Consider the following 16817-nt stretch of genomic DNA (forward strand, 5'->3'; position numbering starts at 1 on the left):
CGGAGACGCTACTCACGGGTAACATGGCGGAAAGGTCATGTAGTCCGCTACAGGAGGCTCTCCGTGCCCCGTCCCTCCCGAGACGTCGTCTTCGTCGACGGCGTCCGCACGCCGTTCGGCAAGGCCGGCGGCATGTACGCCAACACCAGAGCCGATGATCTGGTCATCCGGTGCATCCGTGAACTGCTGCGGCGGCACCCCGAACTGCCACCCGAGCGGGTCGACGAGGTGGCCGTCGCCGCCACCACGCAGATCGGCGACCAGGGCCTGACCATCGGCCGCACCGCCGCGCTGCTCGCCGGCCTGCCGAAGAGCGTCCCCGGCTTCGCGATCGACCGCATGTGCGCCGGCGCGATGACCGCGGTCACCACCGTGGCCGGCGGCATCGCGATGGGCGCCTACGACGTCGCGATCGCCGGCGGCGTCGAGCACATGGGCCGGCACCCGATGGGTGAGGGCGTCGACCCGAACCCGCGCATCCTCGCCGAGAAGCTGGTCGACCCGTCCGCGCTGGTGATGGGCTCGACCGCCGAGAACCTGCACGATCAGCTGCCGAACATCACCCGCGAGCGGGCCGACCGGTTCGGTCTCGCCTCGCAGCAGAAGACGAAGGCCGCCTACGAGGCCGGCAAGCTGCAGCCCGACCTGGTGCCGGTCGCCACCCGCGACCCGGAGACGGGCTGGGGCCTGGCCACGATCGACGAGGCGCCGCGCCCCGACACGGCCCTGGAGAAGATGGCGACGCTGCGCACGCCGTTCCGGCCGCACGGGCGGGTCACGGCGGGCAACGCCGCCGGCCTGAACGACGGCGCCACGGCCTGCCTGCTGGCGGCCGAGGACGTGGCCGTGGAACTCGGGCTGCCGATCGCCATGCGGATGGTCAGTTACGGCTTCGTCGGCGTCGAGCCGGAGGTGATGGGCGTCGGGCCCATCCCGTCCACCGAAAAGGCCCTCACGAAGGCCGGCCTCACCATCGGCGACATCGGCCTGTTCGAGCTGAACGAGGCGTTCGCCGTGCAGGTGCTGGCGTTCCTCGACCACTTCGGCATCGCCGACGACGACCCGCGGGTCAACCCGTGGGGCGGCGCGATCGCGGTCGGGCACCCGCTGGCCAGCTCCGGCGTGCGGCTGATGACCCAGCTGTCCCGCCACTTCGCCGAGCACCCCGAGGTGCGTTACGGCCTCACCGCGATGTGCATCGGCATCGGCATGGGCGGCACCGTGATCTGGGAGAACCCGAACTGGAAGGGCGAGAGCAAGTGACCTCAGAGGTAGTCACCAAGTCGCTGCTGCGCTTCGTCACCCTGCCGGGTCTTCCGCGCCCGGCGGCGCTGATCACCCTCGACAACGGCCACGACCACACCAAGCCGAACACGTTCGGCCCCGACGGCCTGCGCAGCCTCGACGCCGCGCTCGACGAGGCGTTCGCGGCCGACCCGTCGTTCATCGCCGTGACCGGCAAGCCGTACATCTTCGCGGTCGGCGCCGACATCACGTTGATGCCCGGCGTCACCGAGCGCGACCAGGCGCTGCAGATGGCGCAGGGCGGCCACAAGATCTTCGCGCGGGTCAGGGAGTCGACGATCCCGACGTTCGCGTTCGTCAACGGCGCTGCGATGGGTGGCGGCCTGGAACTGGCGCTGCAGTGCCACTACCGCACGATCAGCGGCGGTGCGGCGGCCCTGGCGCTGCCGGAGGTCTCGCTCGGGCTGGTGCCCGGCTGGGGCGGCACGCAACTGCTGCCGAACCTGATCGGCGTCGCCGAGGCGGCGATGGTGATCCTGCAGAACCCGCTCACGCAGAAGACGCTGAAGCCGGCGGCCGCGGTCAAGATGGGCCTCGGCGACGTCCTCCTGGAGCCGGCCGACTTCCTGGAGCGGTCGCTGGAGTGGGCGGCCGGGGTCGTCCGCGGCGAGATCACCGTCGAGCGCAAGGCCGTCGAGACCAAGGACTGGGACGCCGTCATCGAGTTCGCCCGCGCGACGCTCGACGAGCGCCTGCACGGCGCGATGCCGTCGGCGAACCGTGCGCTCGATCTTCTCGCACAGGCAAAGGGCGGGGTGACGCCCGCAGGACTGGCCGCCGAGACCGAGGCGATCGCCGACCTGGTGATGAGCGAGGAGCTGCGCAGCAGCCTGTACTCGTTCGACCTGGTCCAGCGGCGGGCCAAGCGCCCGGCCGGCGCGCCCGACAAGCAGTTGGCCCGGCCGGTCACCAAGGTCGGCATCGTCGGTGCCGGGCTCATGGCGTCGCAACTGGCGCTGCTGTTCGCGCGCCGGCTCGAGGTGCCGGTGGTGCTCACCGACCTCGACCAGGAGCGCGTCGACAAGGGCGTCGGGTACGTCCGCGCCGAGATCGACAAGCTGGTCGGCAAGGGGCGGCTGCCCGAGCGCACCGCCGCCAAGCTGCGGGCGCTGGTCTCCGGCACCACCGACAAGACCGCGTTCGCCGACGCCGACTTCGTGATCGAGGCGGTCTTCGAGGACCTGAAGATCAAGAAGCAGGTCTGGGCCGAGATCGAGACGATCGTGCGCGAGGACTGCGTCCTGGCCACGAACACGTCGAGCCTGTCGGTCACCGACATGGCCGCCGACCTGGCCCACCCGGAGCGGGTGGTCGGGTTCCACTTCTTCAACCCCGTCGCCGTCCTGCCGCTCCTGGAGATCGTGCGGGCGACCCGCACCGACGACGCGACCCTGGCCACCGCGGTGGCCGTCGCCAAGCAGCTGCGGAAGTCGGCGGTGCTGGTGAAGGACGCGCCGGCGTTCGTGGTGAACCGCCTGCTCACCCGGTTCCTGAGCGAGGTGTACAAGGCGATCGACGTCGGCACGCCGGTCGACGTGGCCGACAGCGCGCTCGACCCGCTGGGCCTGCCGATGCGGCCGCTGGCGCTGCTGCAACTGGTCGGGCCGGCGGTGGCGCTGCATGTGGCCGAGGTGATGCACGCGGCGTTCCCCGACCGGTACGGCGTCAGCGGCAACCTGGTGACGCTGGTCCAGAACGGGCGCACCAGCTTCTACGACGCCGACGGGAAGATCGACCCGTCGGCCGTGGAACTGCTGTCGGTCGGCAACGCGCCGCTCACGGCGGAGGAACTGCGGCAGCGGGCCCTCGACGCACTGGCCCAGGAGGTGCGGCTGATGCTCGACGAGGGCGTCGTGGCCGAGCCGCAGGACATCGACCTGTGCCTGCTCCTCGGCGCCGGCTGGCCGTTCCACCTGGGCGGCATCACGCCCTACCTGGACCGGGCCGGCACCAGCGAGCGGGTCACCGGCAGCCGGTTCCTGCCGCGCGGGGTCGCCAGCCTGCCAGAATTGTGAAGAAAGTCCGACATTGCGGCAAATAGCTGAATAAGAGTCGCGAATCGTCCTAGTCTTCCCCCCGGTAGTCGTCCAACGGGGGGAAAGACGATGACACGAGGCCGCCTTTTCGCAGCTTCGATCTGGTTACTCACCACTGTCACCGTGGCCGGGGTGGGCGCCGTCACCGGCGTCCGCCCCGCCGCCGCGAGCATCACGGCGACGGTCAACTCGCCCGGGTCGAATCTCAACGTGCGCACCGGCCCGGCCCGCTGGTATCCGCGGGTCGGCCGGCTCAGCCACGGCACGGCCCTGAACCCGGTGTGCCAGGAGCAGGGCGAGTTCGTCGCCGGCACCGAGCGCGACACGAACATGTGGGACCGCCTGGCCGACGGCAGGTACGTCCACGACGGGCACGTGCGGCGGAGCGGGTCGCTGCCCCGGTGCCCGGCCGCGGTGAACGCGCCGCACCTCGAGTGGACCCACCCGCTCCCGGGCTTCCCGGCGCAGGGCGGGTTCCGCACCGCCGCGCGTCCGACCCACCGCGGCGTCGACCTCATGTCGTTCCGGGGCACGCCGATCCACGCCGCCGCCGAGGGCACCATCGCCGAGGTGGTGTGCAACATCCAGGCCGGCGGCAGCTGCGACGTCAACGGTTCGCCGCAGTCGCGGGGGTGCGGCTGGTACGTCAAGATCGCGCATCCGGGCAAGGTGGCCACGCTGTACTGCCACATGATGAGCAAGCCGCCGGTCACTGTCGGTCAGAAGGTGAAGGCCGGCCAGGTCATCGGCTACGTCGGTAGCTCGGGCCGGTCGTCGTTCCCGCATCTGCACTTCGAGGTACATGTGAACGCGCCTCCGACGTCGGACCTCACGGCGGTCGACCCGATCGCGTTCATGCAGTCGGTCGGGGCGCCCATGCCCCGAGCCTGACTACATTCCGTGAAAATCGTCGAACCAGACCCGCCCCCCGGCCGTATATCAGGCCGTGGGGCGGGTCCACGCTTGGCAACAGCGGCTAAAATAGGTATTCAACGATCTTCGCTGGTCCCTCCCTCAGTCACCGACACGGCATTTACCGCCGGCACTCACATGCGGCACTTACACGCACAGTGCACGATGATTGGAGGCGCAACCTGTGGGATCACCCGGGAGTCGGACGTGACGTCTGGGCCATCGTGTCCGTAATATGCCCAGGGGGTGCGCGAACGGGCGAAGTCCGTTGCCACCCCTTACCCTGCAGTGCGCACAGGAGGCGGTGATAGATGGGGCCCATGCCTGCCAACCGGCCGCCCGTCCCTAAGGCACTGAAGATCCTTGTGGCCGGAGCATTTGGTGTCGGAAAGACGACACTTGTCGGTGCGGTCAGCGAGATTTACCCGCTGAACCTCCTCGGGATGACCGAGGATGCGCCGACGCCGGTCGATCTCGGACGGATCACGGTCGACCACGACATCGTGGTCTACCTCTTCGGTGCTCCCGAACTCGACCATCCCACCCTGCCCAACCCCGAACAGATCTGGGTCATGTGGGACGAGTTGGCAACGGGAGCGCTCGGCGCTGTGGTGCTGGCCGACATCCACCACCTCGCCGACTGCACGGTCGCCGTCGACTACTTCCGCCGTCTCCGGATTCCGTTCCTGGTGGCGGTCAACAGCTTCGACGGCAAGTACTACTACAGCGCCTCGCAGGTCCGTAACGCGATGGATCTCGATCCGTTCGTTCCGGTGGTCATGTGCGACCCGCGCGACCGACACTCGGTCAAGGGCGTGCTCGTCTCGCTCGTCGAGCACGTGATCTGGACCCCCCGCCTGCCTTCCTGGAACTGACTAGCCGGCTCCCGGCACCGCCGCCGTCCCCGTGAGAACCGGGGTGGTGGCGGCGGCCGGGAGTCTCGCTATCACCTCGAGCCCGCCGCCGGCCCGCGCCACCGCGCTCACCGTGCCGCCGTGCGCCTCGCACACGGCCCGCACGATCGACAGCCCGAGACCCGAACCGCGCGCACCGGTGCGTTCCCGCCCGCCCCGCCGGAACGGCTCGAACAGCGCCGGCACGTCGGCCGGATCCACCTCGAACCCGGTATTGCCCACCACCAGCCACGAGTGCGTGGCGTCGCTGCCGGTGCGCACCCACAGCCGTCCGTGCAGGTGGTTGTAGCGCACCGCGTTCTCGATCAGGTTGCCGGCCAGCCGTTCCAGCAGGCTCGAGTCGCCGACCACCGGCGCCGACGACAGGTCCTGCTGCACCTCGATGCTGGTGCGCCGCATCTCCGGCCCGACCGCCGACAGCGCCGCCGCCGCACCGGCGGCCAGGTCGGCGGGCAGCTTCCGGGCCAGCCGCCGGCCGGCCTGCGCCTCGGTGCGCGCCAACAGGAGCAGCGCGTCCACCAACGCGTTCGCCCGGATCGACGCGTCGCGGACCACGGTGCCCATCCGCCGGTACTCGGTGACGTCGGCCTCCGCGTCGCCGAGGGTCACCTCGACCTCGGTGCGCATCACCGCCAGCGGCGTCCGGAGCTCGTGCGACGCGTTCGCGACGAACCGTTTCTGGGTGTCGAACGCGGCGGCGATCCGGTCGAGCATCGCGTCGAACGTGTCGGCCAGTTCGGCGACCTCGTCCTCCGGGCCGGTGTAGCTGATCCGCTGGTCGAGCGTCTCGCCGGAGAGCCGCCGCGCGGTGGTGGTGACGCGGTGCAGCGGCCGGAGCGCCCGGCCGGCCAGCACGTACCCGGCCGCCACGCCGAGGCCCGTGGTGGCCACCAGGGCGACCGCGCCGAACGCCAGCGTCTCCCGCTTGGCGGCGCGGGCGCGCTCGCGCTGCCAGGTCGACGCGTCGACCTTGCTCCCGTCGGAGCGCACCAGCATGGTGCCGTCCGGCGGACGGTTCGCGTCGACGGCCTTGCCGACGATCAGCCACGCCAGCAGCACCAGGAACGCGCCGCCGACGAACAGGAGGATGCCGGCGAGCATGGCCAGCCGCAGGCGCAGGGTCAGCCGCAGCTTGCCCGGCCCACGGGCGTCGTAAAGGGTCATGACTCTGCCTTCGAAATCCCGCACAAGAACGCGGTCATGCCCGCCTCCGCTTCGCTACGGCAGTCATGACCGCAGCCGGTACCCGGCGCCCACCACGGTTTCTATCAGCGGTGGCTCGCCGAGCTTCTTGCGCAACGTCATCATGGTCACCCGCACCGTGGTCGTGAACGGATCGGCGTTGGCGTCCCAGACCCGCTCCAGCAGTTCCTCGCTGGAGACCACGGCGGGATGCGCCTTGAGCAGCTCCTCCAACAGGCCGAACTCCTTGCGGGTCAGGTCGAGCGGCTTGCCGCCGCGCTCCACCGTGCGCCGGCCCTGGTCGAGCACCAGGTCACCGATCGCGAGCACCGGCGGCGCCGCCGGGGTGGCCCGCCGGCCGAGCGCCTGCACCCGCGCCACCAGCTCGTCGAACGCGAACGGCTTGGGCAGGTAGTCGTCGGCGCCCAGCTGGAGGCCCTCGACCCGGTCGGCGACGCTGCCGCTCGCGGTGAGCATCAGCACCCGGGTGAGCGCGCCCGACTCGACGAGCGCGGCGCAGATGTCGTCGCCGTGCATGCCGGGCAGGTCGCGGTCGAGCACCACCACGTCGTAGCGGGTGACCATGGCCAGCTCGTGCCCCTCCGAGCCGTTGTAGGAGACGTCGACCGCCATGCCGTGCCGGCGTAGCCCCCGGGCAATCGCGTCGGCCAGGTTCCGCTCGTCTTCGACCACCAGTACCCGCATGCGGCGATTATCGACGCCGCCCACCATCAGCGGGAGGGCACGTGCCGCCAGACCATGATCTCGCCGGACCGGACCGAGCACGCGACGTGCGTCGCCGAGCTCTGGCAGGACCGTTCCCCGGCCGCTTCGAACGTGCCCAGCGGGTACGCGGTGCCCGTTTCCATGCTGAGCGCGGCGATCGTCCAGGTGAGGCCGCGGTCGCGATGGATGATCGGCGTCCAGTCGGAGTAGTTCTGGTTCACCAGGTGCCAGCCGCGGTGGTGGCTCAGGGCCCGGCCGGTGACCGCGTCGAACACCGCGACGTCGAGGTCGGTGTCGGCGTCGGTGTAGCCGAGGAGGCGGCGGTCGTTCCCCGACAGCACGTGCGGCCAGCCGACCCGGCGCAGCTCCGCGCCGGTCGCCGGATCGAGCACCTGCGACTTCGCGCCGTCGGCCAGGCAGACCCACGGGCCGCACGGCAACGCGGGCGCCCACGTGCCGGTCAGCCGGACCCAGCGCGGCGCGCCGGCGCCGGGCCCGTACGCGACCAGCGTGCCGGGCTGCGCGATGTTCGCGGCGCCCTCGGCCGGCTCGGAGCCGACCGCGAACACCAACGTGATGTCGCCGGCCCTGATGCCGACCTGGTAGCCGGCGGCGGTGCCCGGCTGGACCTGCTCCTCCCACGGGGACGGCGCGGGCGGCACGCCGGTGATCGTGCTCCACGTCCCGGCGCGCAGGTCGAGCACGTCGGCGGTGCCGTCGGTGCGCACCCGGGCCCGCGCGACGTCCCGGACGCTGCCGAATCCGGACACCCGCAGAATCCGTTCGCCGGCCGCCAGCGGCGGGATCACCTCGTGCCACAGCTCGCGTCCGGTCGCCGGGTCGATGCCGGTGAGGTTCCGGATCCGGATGTTCGTCTCGAGCTCCACCGGTCCGCGGCCGACCACCACGACGCCCTCGGCGACCGCGCTGAGGTCGCCGTCGACGGTCCACCGGACCTGCCCGGTGGCCAGGTCGAGCGCGACCACCTCGTCGGGCCTGGTCGGCGTGACGACCAGGAGCACGCCGCCGACCACCGGGTACGGACCGGCCCGCTGGAACGGAACCGCGGTCGCCCAGCGCAGGGTGCCGTCGAGGCCGTAGGCGCGCAACACCCGCTCGTTACCGGAGTGCACCACCACGAGGTCACCGGCGAAGAAGAACTCGTCGGCGCCGGAGCCGGGGATGCGACTCGGGCCGTCGAAGCGGGCCGGCAGCGGCAGCGTCGCCGGGCCGATCACCAGCGCGGCGAAGGCCACCACGGCCACCACGAGAGCGGTGCGCAGCCGGGTGTTCGGCGGTCCCTGCCACGGACGCAGCCACAGGCGCAGCCACGGCGGCGGCCACGGACGGCGGCGGTCGGCCGGTGGAGGGTCCTCCCGGTCGAGTTCGCCGAGTTCGATCAGGGTCTCTGCCACGGCAACCGGCTCGATGCCACGGTGGCGGCCCGGCCGCCGCACGACGGTGAACAGTCGACCGGGAGCCGCCAGACCTGCAGCTGTCCGTCGGAGTTGCGGCAGGCGAGGTACCGGCCGCCCGCGTCACAGTTGGCGTACGGCCCGGGAAGCACGGTGACAGTCTTGAACGTTCCGGCCGCCAGGTCCAGCTGCCAGAGGCGGGCGTCCTGACCCTCCCGCTCGTCGCTGCGGCGCAGCAGCGGGTCGCCGTAGTTGCGGTTGAGGAGGTCGGTGTCGCGCAGTTCGGAGACGGTCGCGCCGGTGGCCAGCTCGTGGACGACGAACATCGGCACGTCGGCGACCGGCGGCGCCTTCATGAACAGGGCGTGCCCGGTGCCGACCCGCAGCGGCCGCCCGGGTGCCCGCCAGCGCTCCGCACCGGTGTTCCGGTCGAGCCCGATCGTCTCGGTGGCCGGGCCCAGGCAGATCACCTGGCCGCACTCGCGGGCGGTGACGCCGTCGAGATCGACGCGGTTGGTCCGCGGCGGCGTCACCGCGTTGGTCCAGCGCGGCCGCAGGCCCGGAATCTCGTGCGCGGTGATCGTGAAGCCGGCCCGGGTCGAGGTGACGGCGAGCAGCTGATCGCCGGCGCCCATGATCCGGGGCGGCGGGCCGGAATGGTCCGGCTGCTCCGCCGCCGGAACCTCGTAGCGCCCGACGTCGCGGCCGGTCGTGAGGTCGTAGGTGGTGATCGTGCCGCGCTCGGCGACGGCCAGCCAGCTCGCGCGTCCACCGGTGTTGACGCCGACCGCGAGATTGACGCCCGGCGGTACCTCGATCTCCCAGCGCTTCTCGCCGCTGGCCACGTCGAGCCCGATCCAGGTGGCCTTCGTGCCCGGCTGGGCGTCGAACCCGATGGTGGCCTCGGAGCAGCGCTGGGTCTGCTTGATGATGACGATCGGGGCGTCCTCGACCAGCCACAGCGGAGCGCCGCGGATCTCCCACATGCGCCGGCCGGACGCGACGTCGACGCCGTACGTGTCGAACGGTGCCCGCTGGCTGCACGACACCGGCGCGATGACGACCGTGTCGCCGGCCGGCTGCACCAGCATCCGCCGCGGCGGCTGGTACTCCCACCGCACGCGGCCGGTCGTGAGGTCGTACGCGGTGACCTGGACGCCGGTCGGCCCCTCAACCGTGGCGAGCAGGTTGTCGCCCATCACCTGCGGCGAGTCGACCACCCCGGCGGCGGAGAACACGAGCCGGGCGGCGGCGGCCGGCTGGGCGGCCGCCGTGGCGCCCGCGGTGCAGCACGCCAGGAGAAGCAGAACGACCAGCCACGGGTTGGGCCGTGGCCGGCCGTTCGGACCTGGAACGCCCCACTCGTCGTCCGCGTCGTGTCCCAGGACGCCCAGTTCGATAACAATTGGGCCACTAGAACCTACCGATTCGGACGCGAATTCCGGGTGCACTCCCCCATTGTGCGTGGACGACCGCCGTTCAGCACGGGTCAGCGGTAAATATTGGCATCTATCGATCGGCGGCGGAGACGATCCCGGCCAGCCAACCGGTGACCGTTCGGGCCACGTCCTGCGCGGTGAGGCCGAGGTCGGCGAGCAGTTCCGGACGCGTCCCGTGCGGGTGCCAGTCCGGCTCGACGCCCAGGTCACGCAGCGGAACGTCGGCACCGGCGTCGCGCAGGGTCTTGGCGATCGCATCGCCGACGCCGCCGGAGCGCACGCCGTCTTCGATCGTGACCACCAGCCGGTGCGCCGTCGCCAATCCGACCAGCTCCACCGGAACCGGACGCACCCATCGCGGGTCGACCACGGTCGCCCCGTAGCCCTGCTCGGCGAGCCGCGCCGCGGCCTCGACCGCGATGTGCCCCATCGCGCCGACGGCGACGATCAGCACGTCCTTCCGGCCGTCCGGGTCCTGCAGCAGCACGTCGATCGGGCCCACCCGGTCGACCGCCGGCAGGTCGGCCGGCACCGCACCGGTCGGGAACCGGACGATCGTCGGGCCGTCCTCGACGCCCACCGCCTCGCGCAGTTCGGCCCGCAGCGTCACGGCGTCGCGCGGTGCGGCGATCCGCAGCCCGGGAACCACCCCGAAGACCGACATGTCCCAGATGCCGTAGTGGCTCGGGCCGTCGGGACCGGTGATGCCGGCCCGGTCGAGCACGAACGTCACCGGCAGCTTGTGCATCGCGACGTCGAGCAGGACCTGGTCGAAGGCGCGGTTGAGGAACGTCGCGTAGACCGCGACGACCGGGTGCAGGCCGCCGATGGCCAGGCCCGCGGCGGACGTCGCGGCGTGCTGCTCGGCGATGCCGACGTCGTACGCCCGCTCCGGGTATTTCGCCATCAGCTTCGCGATGCCGGTCGGGCCGGACATCGCGGCGGTGATACCCACGATGTCGGCCCGCTCGTCGGCGATCGCCACGAGCTCGTCGGCGAACACGCCCGTCCACTTCAGCGACGACGGCGCGAGCGGCTTGCCGGTCTCCGGGTCGAACGTCGACGGGCTGTGCAGGCAGTCGGCCTCGTCGTCCTCGGCCGGCCGGTAGCCGTAGCCCTTGCGGGTCACCGCGTGGACGATCACCGGACCGCCGAAGCCCTTCGCCCGGCGCAGCGCCGACTCCATGGCCGCCTGGTCGTGGCCGTCGACCGGGCCGACGTACTTGATGCCCAGGTCTTCGAACATCGCCTGCGGCGCCACCGCGTCCTTGATGCCCCGCTTCACGGCGTGCAGCACCTCGTACAGCGGCGCGCCGACCAGCGGCGTGCGCCCGAGCTGCTCCTTGACCAGGTCGAGCACCTTCTCGTAGCCGGGGTTCAGGCGCAGCGTCGACAGGTGCTCGGCGAGGCCGCCGATCGTGGGCGAGTACGAGCGGCCGTTGTCGTTGACGACCATCACCACCGGGTTCTTCGCGGCGGCGATGTTGTTCAACGCCTCCCAGCACATGCCGCCGGTGAGCGCGCCGTCGCCGACCACCGCGGCCACCCAGCGCTTCTCGCCGCGCAGCGCGTACGCCTTGGCCAGGCCGTCGGCGTAGGAGAGCGCGGTGGACGCGTGCGAGTTCTCGATGATGTCGTGGTCGCTCTCGGCCCGGCTCGGGTAGCCCGACAGCCCGCCCCGGCTGCGCAGCATCTCGAACCCGTCCTGGCGGCCGGTGACGATCTTGTGCACGTACGCCTGGTGGCCGGTGTCGAACAGAATCCGGTCTTTCGGCGAGTCGAACACCCGGTGCAGGGCCAGCGTGATCTCGACGACACCCAGGTTCGGCCCGAGGTGCCCGCCGGTGCGGGCAACCTTGGTGACCAGGAAGTCGCGGATCTCGGCGGCGAGTACCACCACCTCGTCGGTGGTGAGCTCCTTGAGGTCCTGCGGACCGCCGATACGGTCGATGATGCGGTCACTCATGCCGTGCACGTCCACAACGTCATGAGCGGCCAGTCTAGCGGCGTCACCCGCTCGCGCACCCCGGCCGAACGAACCTACCGGGAATCTCCACAAGGTTTGTCGAGACGGCCGCCACGGCCCCGTCTACGCTGCGACATCGCCCGACCGGACCGAGGGGACCACCGTGAAGTACCTTCTGATGATCTACGGAAACCGGGAGAAATGGGACTCGATCCCGGCCGACGTGTGGCAGACCGAACTCGCGAAATACGCCGCGTTCACCGAGAAGTACCGGGCGACCGGCGAACTCCTCGGCGCGTACGGGCTCGCCGACGCGGTCAACGCCAAGCTCGTCCGCCGGGTCGACGGCGTGCCGGCCGTCACCGACGGGCCGTACCTGGAGACCAAGGAGCACATCGCGTCCTTCTACCTCGTCGACTGCGAGAGCGAGGACCGCGCCCGCGAGATCGCCGCCGACCTGCCGCACGCCAACACGGAGCCGGTCGAGTTGTGGCCGATCCTGCACGAAGCCGCCGCCGACCTGTGACCGCACCCGACGAGGACCTGTTGCGCGAACTCGCGCCGCAGGTCCTCGCGGCCATGGTGCGTCGCTACGGGCAGTTCGACCTCGCCGAGGACGCCACCCAGGAGGCGCTGCTGCAGGCCGCCCTGCGGTGGCCGGTCGACGGCCGGCCCGACAACCCCCGCGCCTGGCTGGTCACCGTGGCCTCCCGCAAGCTGGTCGACCAGCTGCGCAGCGAGGTCGCCCGGCGCAACCGGGAGGAGCAGGTGCACGACGCGACGCCGCGGTCGGACCTGCTCGGCCACGCCGCCGACGCCGGCACCGGGCAGGACCGCGACGACTCGCTCCACCTGCTGTTCCTGTGCTGCCACCCGGCCCTGTCGGCGCCCAGCCAGATCGCGCTGACGCTGCGCGCGCTGGGCGGCCTCACCACCGGTCAGATCGCCAACGCCTTCCTCGTTCCGGAGGCGACCATGGCGCAGCGGATCAGCCGGGCCAAGCAGACGATCAAGACCAGTGACCGTCCGTTCGGCGGGGCGGAGGGGCTGGCCGTCGTGCTCCACGTCCTCTATCTGATCTTCAACGAGGGCTACACCGCGACCACCGGGCCGGACCTCACCGCGCCGCACCTCAGCGACGAGGCGATCCGGCTCGCCCGCTGGCTGCACCAGCTGCTCCCCCACGACGCCGAGGTGACCGGCCTGCTCGCGCTCATGCTGCTCACCGACGCCCGCCGGCCGGCCCGCACCGCCGCCGACGGCAGCCTCGTGCCGCTCGCCGAGCAGGACCGGTCGCGATGGAACGCGGCGATGATCGCCGAGGGGGTGACGCTGGTGACCGCCGCCCTCTCCGGCGGGCCGGCCGGTCCGTACCAGGTGCAGGCGGCGATCGCCGCGGTGCACGACGAGGCCGCGACGATCGGTGACACCGACTGGGCCCAGATCCTCGGCCTGTACGACCTGCTGGAGCGGCTCGCGCCCAGCCCGATGGTGAGCCTGAACCGGGCGATCGCGGTGGCCGAGGTGCACGGCGCGGCCGCCGCCCTCACCGTCCTGGACGCCCTCGCGACCGACTCCCGCCTGGCGACGCACCACCGCCTGCTGGCGACCCGGGCCCACGTCCGCGACCTGGCCGGCGACCGGGCCGGCGCGAAGGCCGACTACACCGAGGCCGCCCGACGGACCCTGAGCACCCGGGAACGGGCCTACCTGCTCAGGAAGGCCGAAGCGCTTTCATGACGGGGTGAACAGGCCCACGCACTCCACGTGGTGGGTCATCGGGAAGGCGTCGAAGGCCCGCACCTCGGCCAGGTCGTAGCCGTGCTCGGCGAAGGTGGCCACGTCGCGGGCGAAGGCCGCCGGGTCGCACGCCACGTAGGCGACGGCCCGGGGGCGCCGGCGCGCGATCTCCTCGACCACCGTCCGGCCGGCGCCGGACCGCGGCGGGTCGAGCACCACCACGTCGACCCAGCGCAGCGGTTGCGACGCGAGCACCTGCCGCACGTCGCCCTCGATCAGGTGCACGTTGGGCAGGTCGGTGAGGCTGCGCCCGGCGGCGGCCAGGCCGCGCGGGTCGCTCTCCACCGCGGTCACCCGGTCGACGACCGGAGCCAGCGCCGACGCGAACAGCCCGGCGCCGGAGTACAGGTCCCAGGCCCGCTCGCCCGGCGCGGGCCGCAACAGCTCCAGGACCGTCGCGACCAGCACCGCGGGGGCCGCCGGGTGCACCTGCCAGAACGCGTCCGCGTCGACCTCGAACACGCGCGCGCCGAGCGCCTCGCGCACGACGTGCGGGCCCTCGATCACCCTCGCCCGGCCGGTGCGCGACCGTCGGGTCAGCACCGACACGTCCCCCTCCGACGACGCGACGACCTCGACCGACGCCAGCGACGGTGACCATCGGTCGGCCAGCACGTCGAGCGCGGCCGGCAGCGCGATGGGGCAGTCGTCGACCGGAACCACCCCGTGCGACCGGAACGGGTGGAACCCCAGCCGGCCGTCCCGGCCGACCGCGTACTGCACCCGGGACCGCCAGCGCAGCGGCCCGCCGGGCAGCGGGTCCACGTCCACCTGGAGGTCGGGGCGACGGCCGAGCCGGGCCAGTTGCTCGCGCACGACGGCGGCCTTCAGCTCGCGCTGCGCCGCCGGCGCGGCGTGTTGAAGGTCACACCCACCGCAGCGACCGGGCCGCGCGTACGGGCACGGCGGCTCCACGCGGTCCGGCGACGCCTCCAGCACCTCGACCGCGTCGGCCCGCCAGAACCCCGACTTCCGTTCGGTGACCTCGACCCGCACCCGCTCGCCCGGCAGCGCGTGCCGGACGAACAGCACCGGCCCGTCGGACGGACGCGCGACGCAGTGCCCGCCGTGGGCCACCGGCCCGACCGTGACCTCCATCAGTCGGACTTCTCGGCGGAGCCGCGCGCCTCGCCGCGCGGACCGCGCGCCGGTCCCCGGGCGAACGTGGCGTCGAGGCGTTCGATGTTGCGGTTCTCCAGCGACTTGAGCTGCCAGGGGACGCTGGTGACCATCACGCCGGGCTCGAACAGCAGCCGGCCCTTGAGCCGCAGCGCGCTCTGGTTGTGCAGCAGGTTCTCCCACCACCGGCCGACGACGTACTCCGGGATGTAGACGGTGACGACGTCGCGGGGCGAGTCGCGGCGCAGCGACTTCACGAAGTCGATGATCGGGCGGGTGATCTCCCGGTACGGGGAGTCGACCACGGTCAGCGGCACCGGGATCTCGCGGCGTTCCCACTCGGTCTGCAGGGCGCGGGTGTCGGCGTCGTCGACGTTCACGGTGACGCCGGTGAGCGAGTCGGGCCGGGTGGCCCGGGCGTACGCCAGCGCCCGCAGCGTCGGCAGGTGCAGCTTGCTGACCAGCACCACCGCGTGGTTGCGCGACGGCAGCATCAGGCGCTCGTCGGTGGGCGTCAACTCGGCCGCGACGACGTCGTAGTGCTTCCGGATGCCCAGCATGATCACGTAGATGACCGCCATCGCCGCGATCGCGATCCAGGCGCCGAGCAGAAACTTGGTGACGAGCACGATCACCAGCACGGTGCCGGTGAGGGTCAGGCCGAACATGTTGATCAGGCGGGACTGTTTCATCCGGCGGCGGGCCTTCGCGTCGCGCTCGGTGCGCAGCAGCCGGTTCCAGTGCCGCACCATGCCGGTCTGCGACAGCGTGAACGACACGAACACGCCGACGATGTACAGGTTGATCAGGCGGGTGATCTCCGCGTCGAACGCGACGATGAGCACGCACGCCATCAGCGAGAGCGTCACGATGCCGTTGGAGAACGCCAACCGGTCGCCGCGGGTGTGCAACTGCCGGGGCAGGTACCGGTCCTGGGCGAGGATCGAGCCGAGCACCGGGAACCCGGAGAACGCCGTGTTCGCGGCCAGGAACAGGATCAGCGCGGTCATGCCGGCCACGATCAGCACCAGCACCCCGCCGCCGAACACGGTCTCGGCGAGCTGCACGGTGACCGTCTTCTGCACGTAGTCGCCGAGATCGAGGATCTGGTCGGCGGGGGTCTCCACGAACTGCAGTCCGGTCTCGCGGGCCAGCGTCACGATCCCGATGATCATCGTGATCGCGACGCCGCCGAGCAGCAGCAGCGTGGTCGCGGCGTTGCGGCTCTTCGGTGGCTTGAACGCGGGGACGCCGTTGGAGATCGCCTCCACACCGGTCAGCGCCGCACAGCCGGACGAGAACGTGCGCAGCAGTAGGAACGCGAACGCGAACGAGGTCAGGCTCTCGTGGCCGGGTTCGGGCACCACGTGCAGGTCGGCGCTGGGTGCCTTCAGGTCGTCGCCCAGTACGAAGATGCGGAAGAATCCGGTGAGCAGCATGCCGATGATCACGATCATGAAGCCGTAGGTCGGGATCGCGAACGCCGCACCGGCCTCCTTGATCCCGCGCAGGTTCATCGCGGTCAGGATCGCCACCGCGCAGACCGCGACCAGGACCTTGTGCTCCGCCACGACCGGCACCACGGAGCCCAGGTTCGCCACCCCGGACGAGACCGACACCGCCACGGTCAGGATGTAGTCGACGAGCAGCGCGCTGGCCACCCCCAGCCCGAACTTGGGCCCGAGGTTGACCGTGGCCACCTCGTAGTCGCCGCCGCCGGACGGGTAGGCGTGCACGTTCTGCCGGTAGGACGCCACCACCGTGACCATCACCACGGCCACCGCCACCGCGATCCACGGCGAGTACATGTACGCGGCCGCGCCGGCGATCGACAGCGTCAGCAGGATCTCGTCGGGCGCGTACGCCACCGACGACAGCGCGTCCGAGGCAAAAACGGGCAGCGCGATGCGCTTCGGCAGGAGCGTGTGTTGCAGCCGGTCCGACCGGAACGGACGGCCGACGAGCAGCCGTTTGAGCATCGAGGTTGGGCTCGGCACAGGTTG

12 protein-coding genes and 2 pseudogenes are annotated in these 16817 nt (G+C 71.6%); 7 read left to right on the top strand and 7 right to left on the bottom strand.

All coding sequences use genetic code 11. From position 1 onward, the window contains the following. Positions 1–63: 63 nt before the first annotated feature. The 5 genes and pseudogenes from Vau01_RS01710 to Vau01_RS01725 all read left to right on the top strand — a co-directional run bounded on the left by Vau01_RS01710 (position 64) and on the right by Vau01_RS01725 (position 5128). Positions 64–1263, top strand: coding sequence for a thiolase family protein (locus Vau01_RS01710; RefSeq protein WP_203986240.1), 1200 nt, complete (start codon positions 64–66; stop codon positions 1261–1263). Beyond that, positions 1260–2985, top strand: a pseudogene (locus tag Vau01_RS01715) (3-hydroxyacyl-CoA dehydrogenase NAD-binding domain-containing protein); the annotation flags it as partial. The gene Vau01_RS01710 and the pseudogene Vau01_RS01715, both read left to right, overlap by 4 nt. Before the next feature lie 71 nt (positions 2986–3056). Beyond that, positions 3057–3320, top strand: a pseudogene (locus Vau01_RS65140) (3-hydroxyacyl-CoA dehydrogenase NAD-binding domain-containing protein); the annotation flags it as partial. A gap of 153 nt (positions 3321–3473) precedes the next feature. Further along, a complete protein-coding gene (locus tag Vau01_RS01720) occupies positions 3474–4232 on the top strand; it encodes a peptidoglycan DD-metalloendopeptidase family protein (RefSeq protein WP_203986242.1) in 759 nt (252 codons plus the stop codon). Between the two features lie 332 nt (positions 4233–4564). After that, complete coding sequence (locus Vau01_RS01725; protein WP_203986244.1) at positions 4565–5128, top strand: GTP-binding protein; 564 nt, start codon at positions 4565–4567, stop codon at positions 5126–5128. Here the strand turns inward: Vau01_RS01725 and Vau01_RS01730 are convergent, their stop codons facing one another. From Vau01_RS01730 to dxs, 5 genes are all read right to left on the bottom strand, one after another. After that, positions 5129–6331, bottom strand: coding sequence for a sensor histidine kinase (locus Vau01_RS01730; protein ID WP_203986246.1), 1203 nt, complete (start codon positions 6329–6331; stop codon positions 5129–5131). It lies immediately after the preceding gene. Positions 6332–6394: 63 nt separating this feature from the next. Continuing rightward, positions 6395–7054, bottom strand: coding sequence for a response regulator transcription factor (locus Vau01_RS01735; protein WP_203986248.1), 660 nt, complete (start codon positions 7052–7054; stop codon positions 6395–6397). A 26-nt stretch (positions 7055–7080) separates the two neighbouring features. Further along, entirely contained in the window at positions 7081–8490 is a 1410-nt protein-coding gene (locus Vau01_RS01740) for an outer membrane protein assembly factor BamB family protein (protein WP_203986251.1), read from the bottom strand. Further along, positions 8475–9728 carry an outer membrane protein assembly factor BamB family protein gene (locus tag Vau01_RS01745; RefSeq protein ID WP_203986254.1) on the bottom strand — a complete coding sequence of 418 codons (1254 nt, stop codon included), beginning with the start codon at positions 9726–9728 and terminating at the stop codon, positions 8475–8477. Before Vau01_RS01745 ends, Vau01_RS01740 begins: the two co-directional genes overlap by 16 nt. Positions 9729–9999: 271 nt before the next feature. Further along, on the bottom strand, positions 10000–11895 hold the full coding sequence (dxs, locus tag Vau01_RS01750; RefSeq protein WP_203986257.1) for a 1-deoxy-D-xylulose-5-phosphate synthase: 1896 nt from the start codon (positions 11893–11895) through the stop codon (positions 10000–10002). A gap of 163 nt (positions 11896–12058) precedes the next feature. Here dxs and Vau01_RS63125 point away from each other — a divergent pair, with 163 nt between their 5' ends. Next, positions 12059–12421 (top strand): YciI family protein, encoded by a 363-nt coding sequence (locus Vau01_RS63125; protein WP_239151218.1) that lies wholly within the window; start codon positions 12059–12061, stop codon positions 12419–12421. After that, a complete protein-coding gene (locus tag Vau01_RS01755) occupies positions 12418–13635 on the top strand; it encodes an RNA polymerase sigma factor (RefSeq protein WP_239151219.1) in 1218 nt (405 codons plus the stop codon). Before Vau01_RS63125 ends, Vau01_RS01755 begins: the two co-directional genes overlap by 4 nt. On the opposite strand, the gene Vau01_RS01760 is transcribed toward Vau01_RS01755, so the two are convergent. After that, the gene (locus tag Vau01_RS01760) at positions 13630–14793 is read right to left on the bottom strand and encodes a class I SAM-dependent RNA methyltransferase (RefSeq protein WP_203986264.1); all 1164 of its coding nucleotides are present in this window, start codon (positions 14791–14793) and stop codon (positions 13630–13632) included. The genes Vau01_RS01755 and Vau01_RS01760 overlap by 6 nt on opposite strands. Further along, the gene (locus tag Vau01_RS01765) at positions 14793–16811 is read right to left on the bottom strand and encodes an APC family permease (RefSeq protein ID WP_203986266.1); all 2019 of its coding nucleotides are present in this window, start codon (positions 16809–16811) and stop codon (positions 14793–14795) included. Before Vau01_RS01765 ends, Vau01_RS01760 begins: the two co-directional genes overlap by 1 nt. Between the last annotated feature and the right edge of the window lie 6 nt (positions 16812–16817).

It is taken from the genome of Virgisporangium aurantiacum (assembly GCF_016863635.1).
In the GTDB taxonomy this organism is placed as follows: Bacteria; Actinomycetota; Actinomycetes; order Mycobacteriales; family Micromonosporaceae; genus Virgisporangium; species Virgisporangium aurantiacum.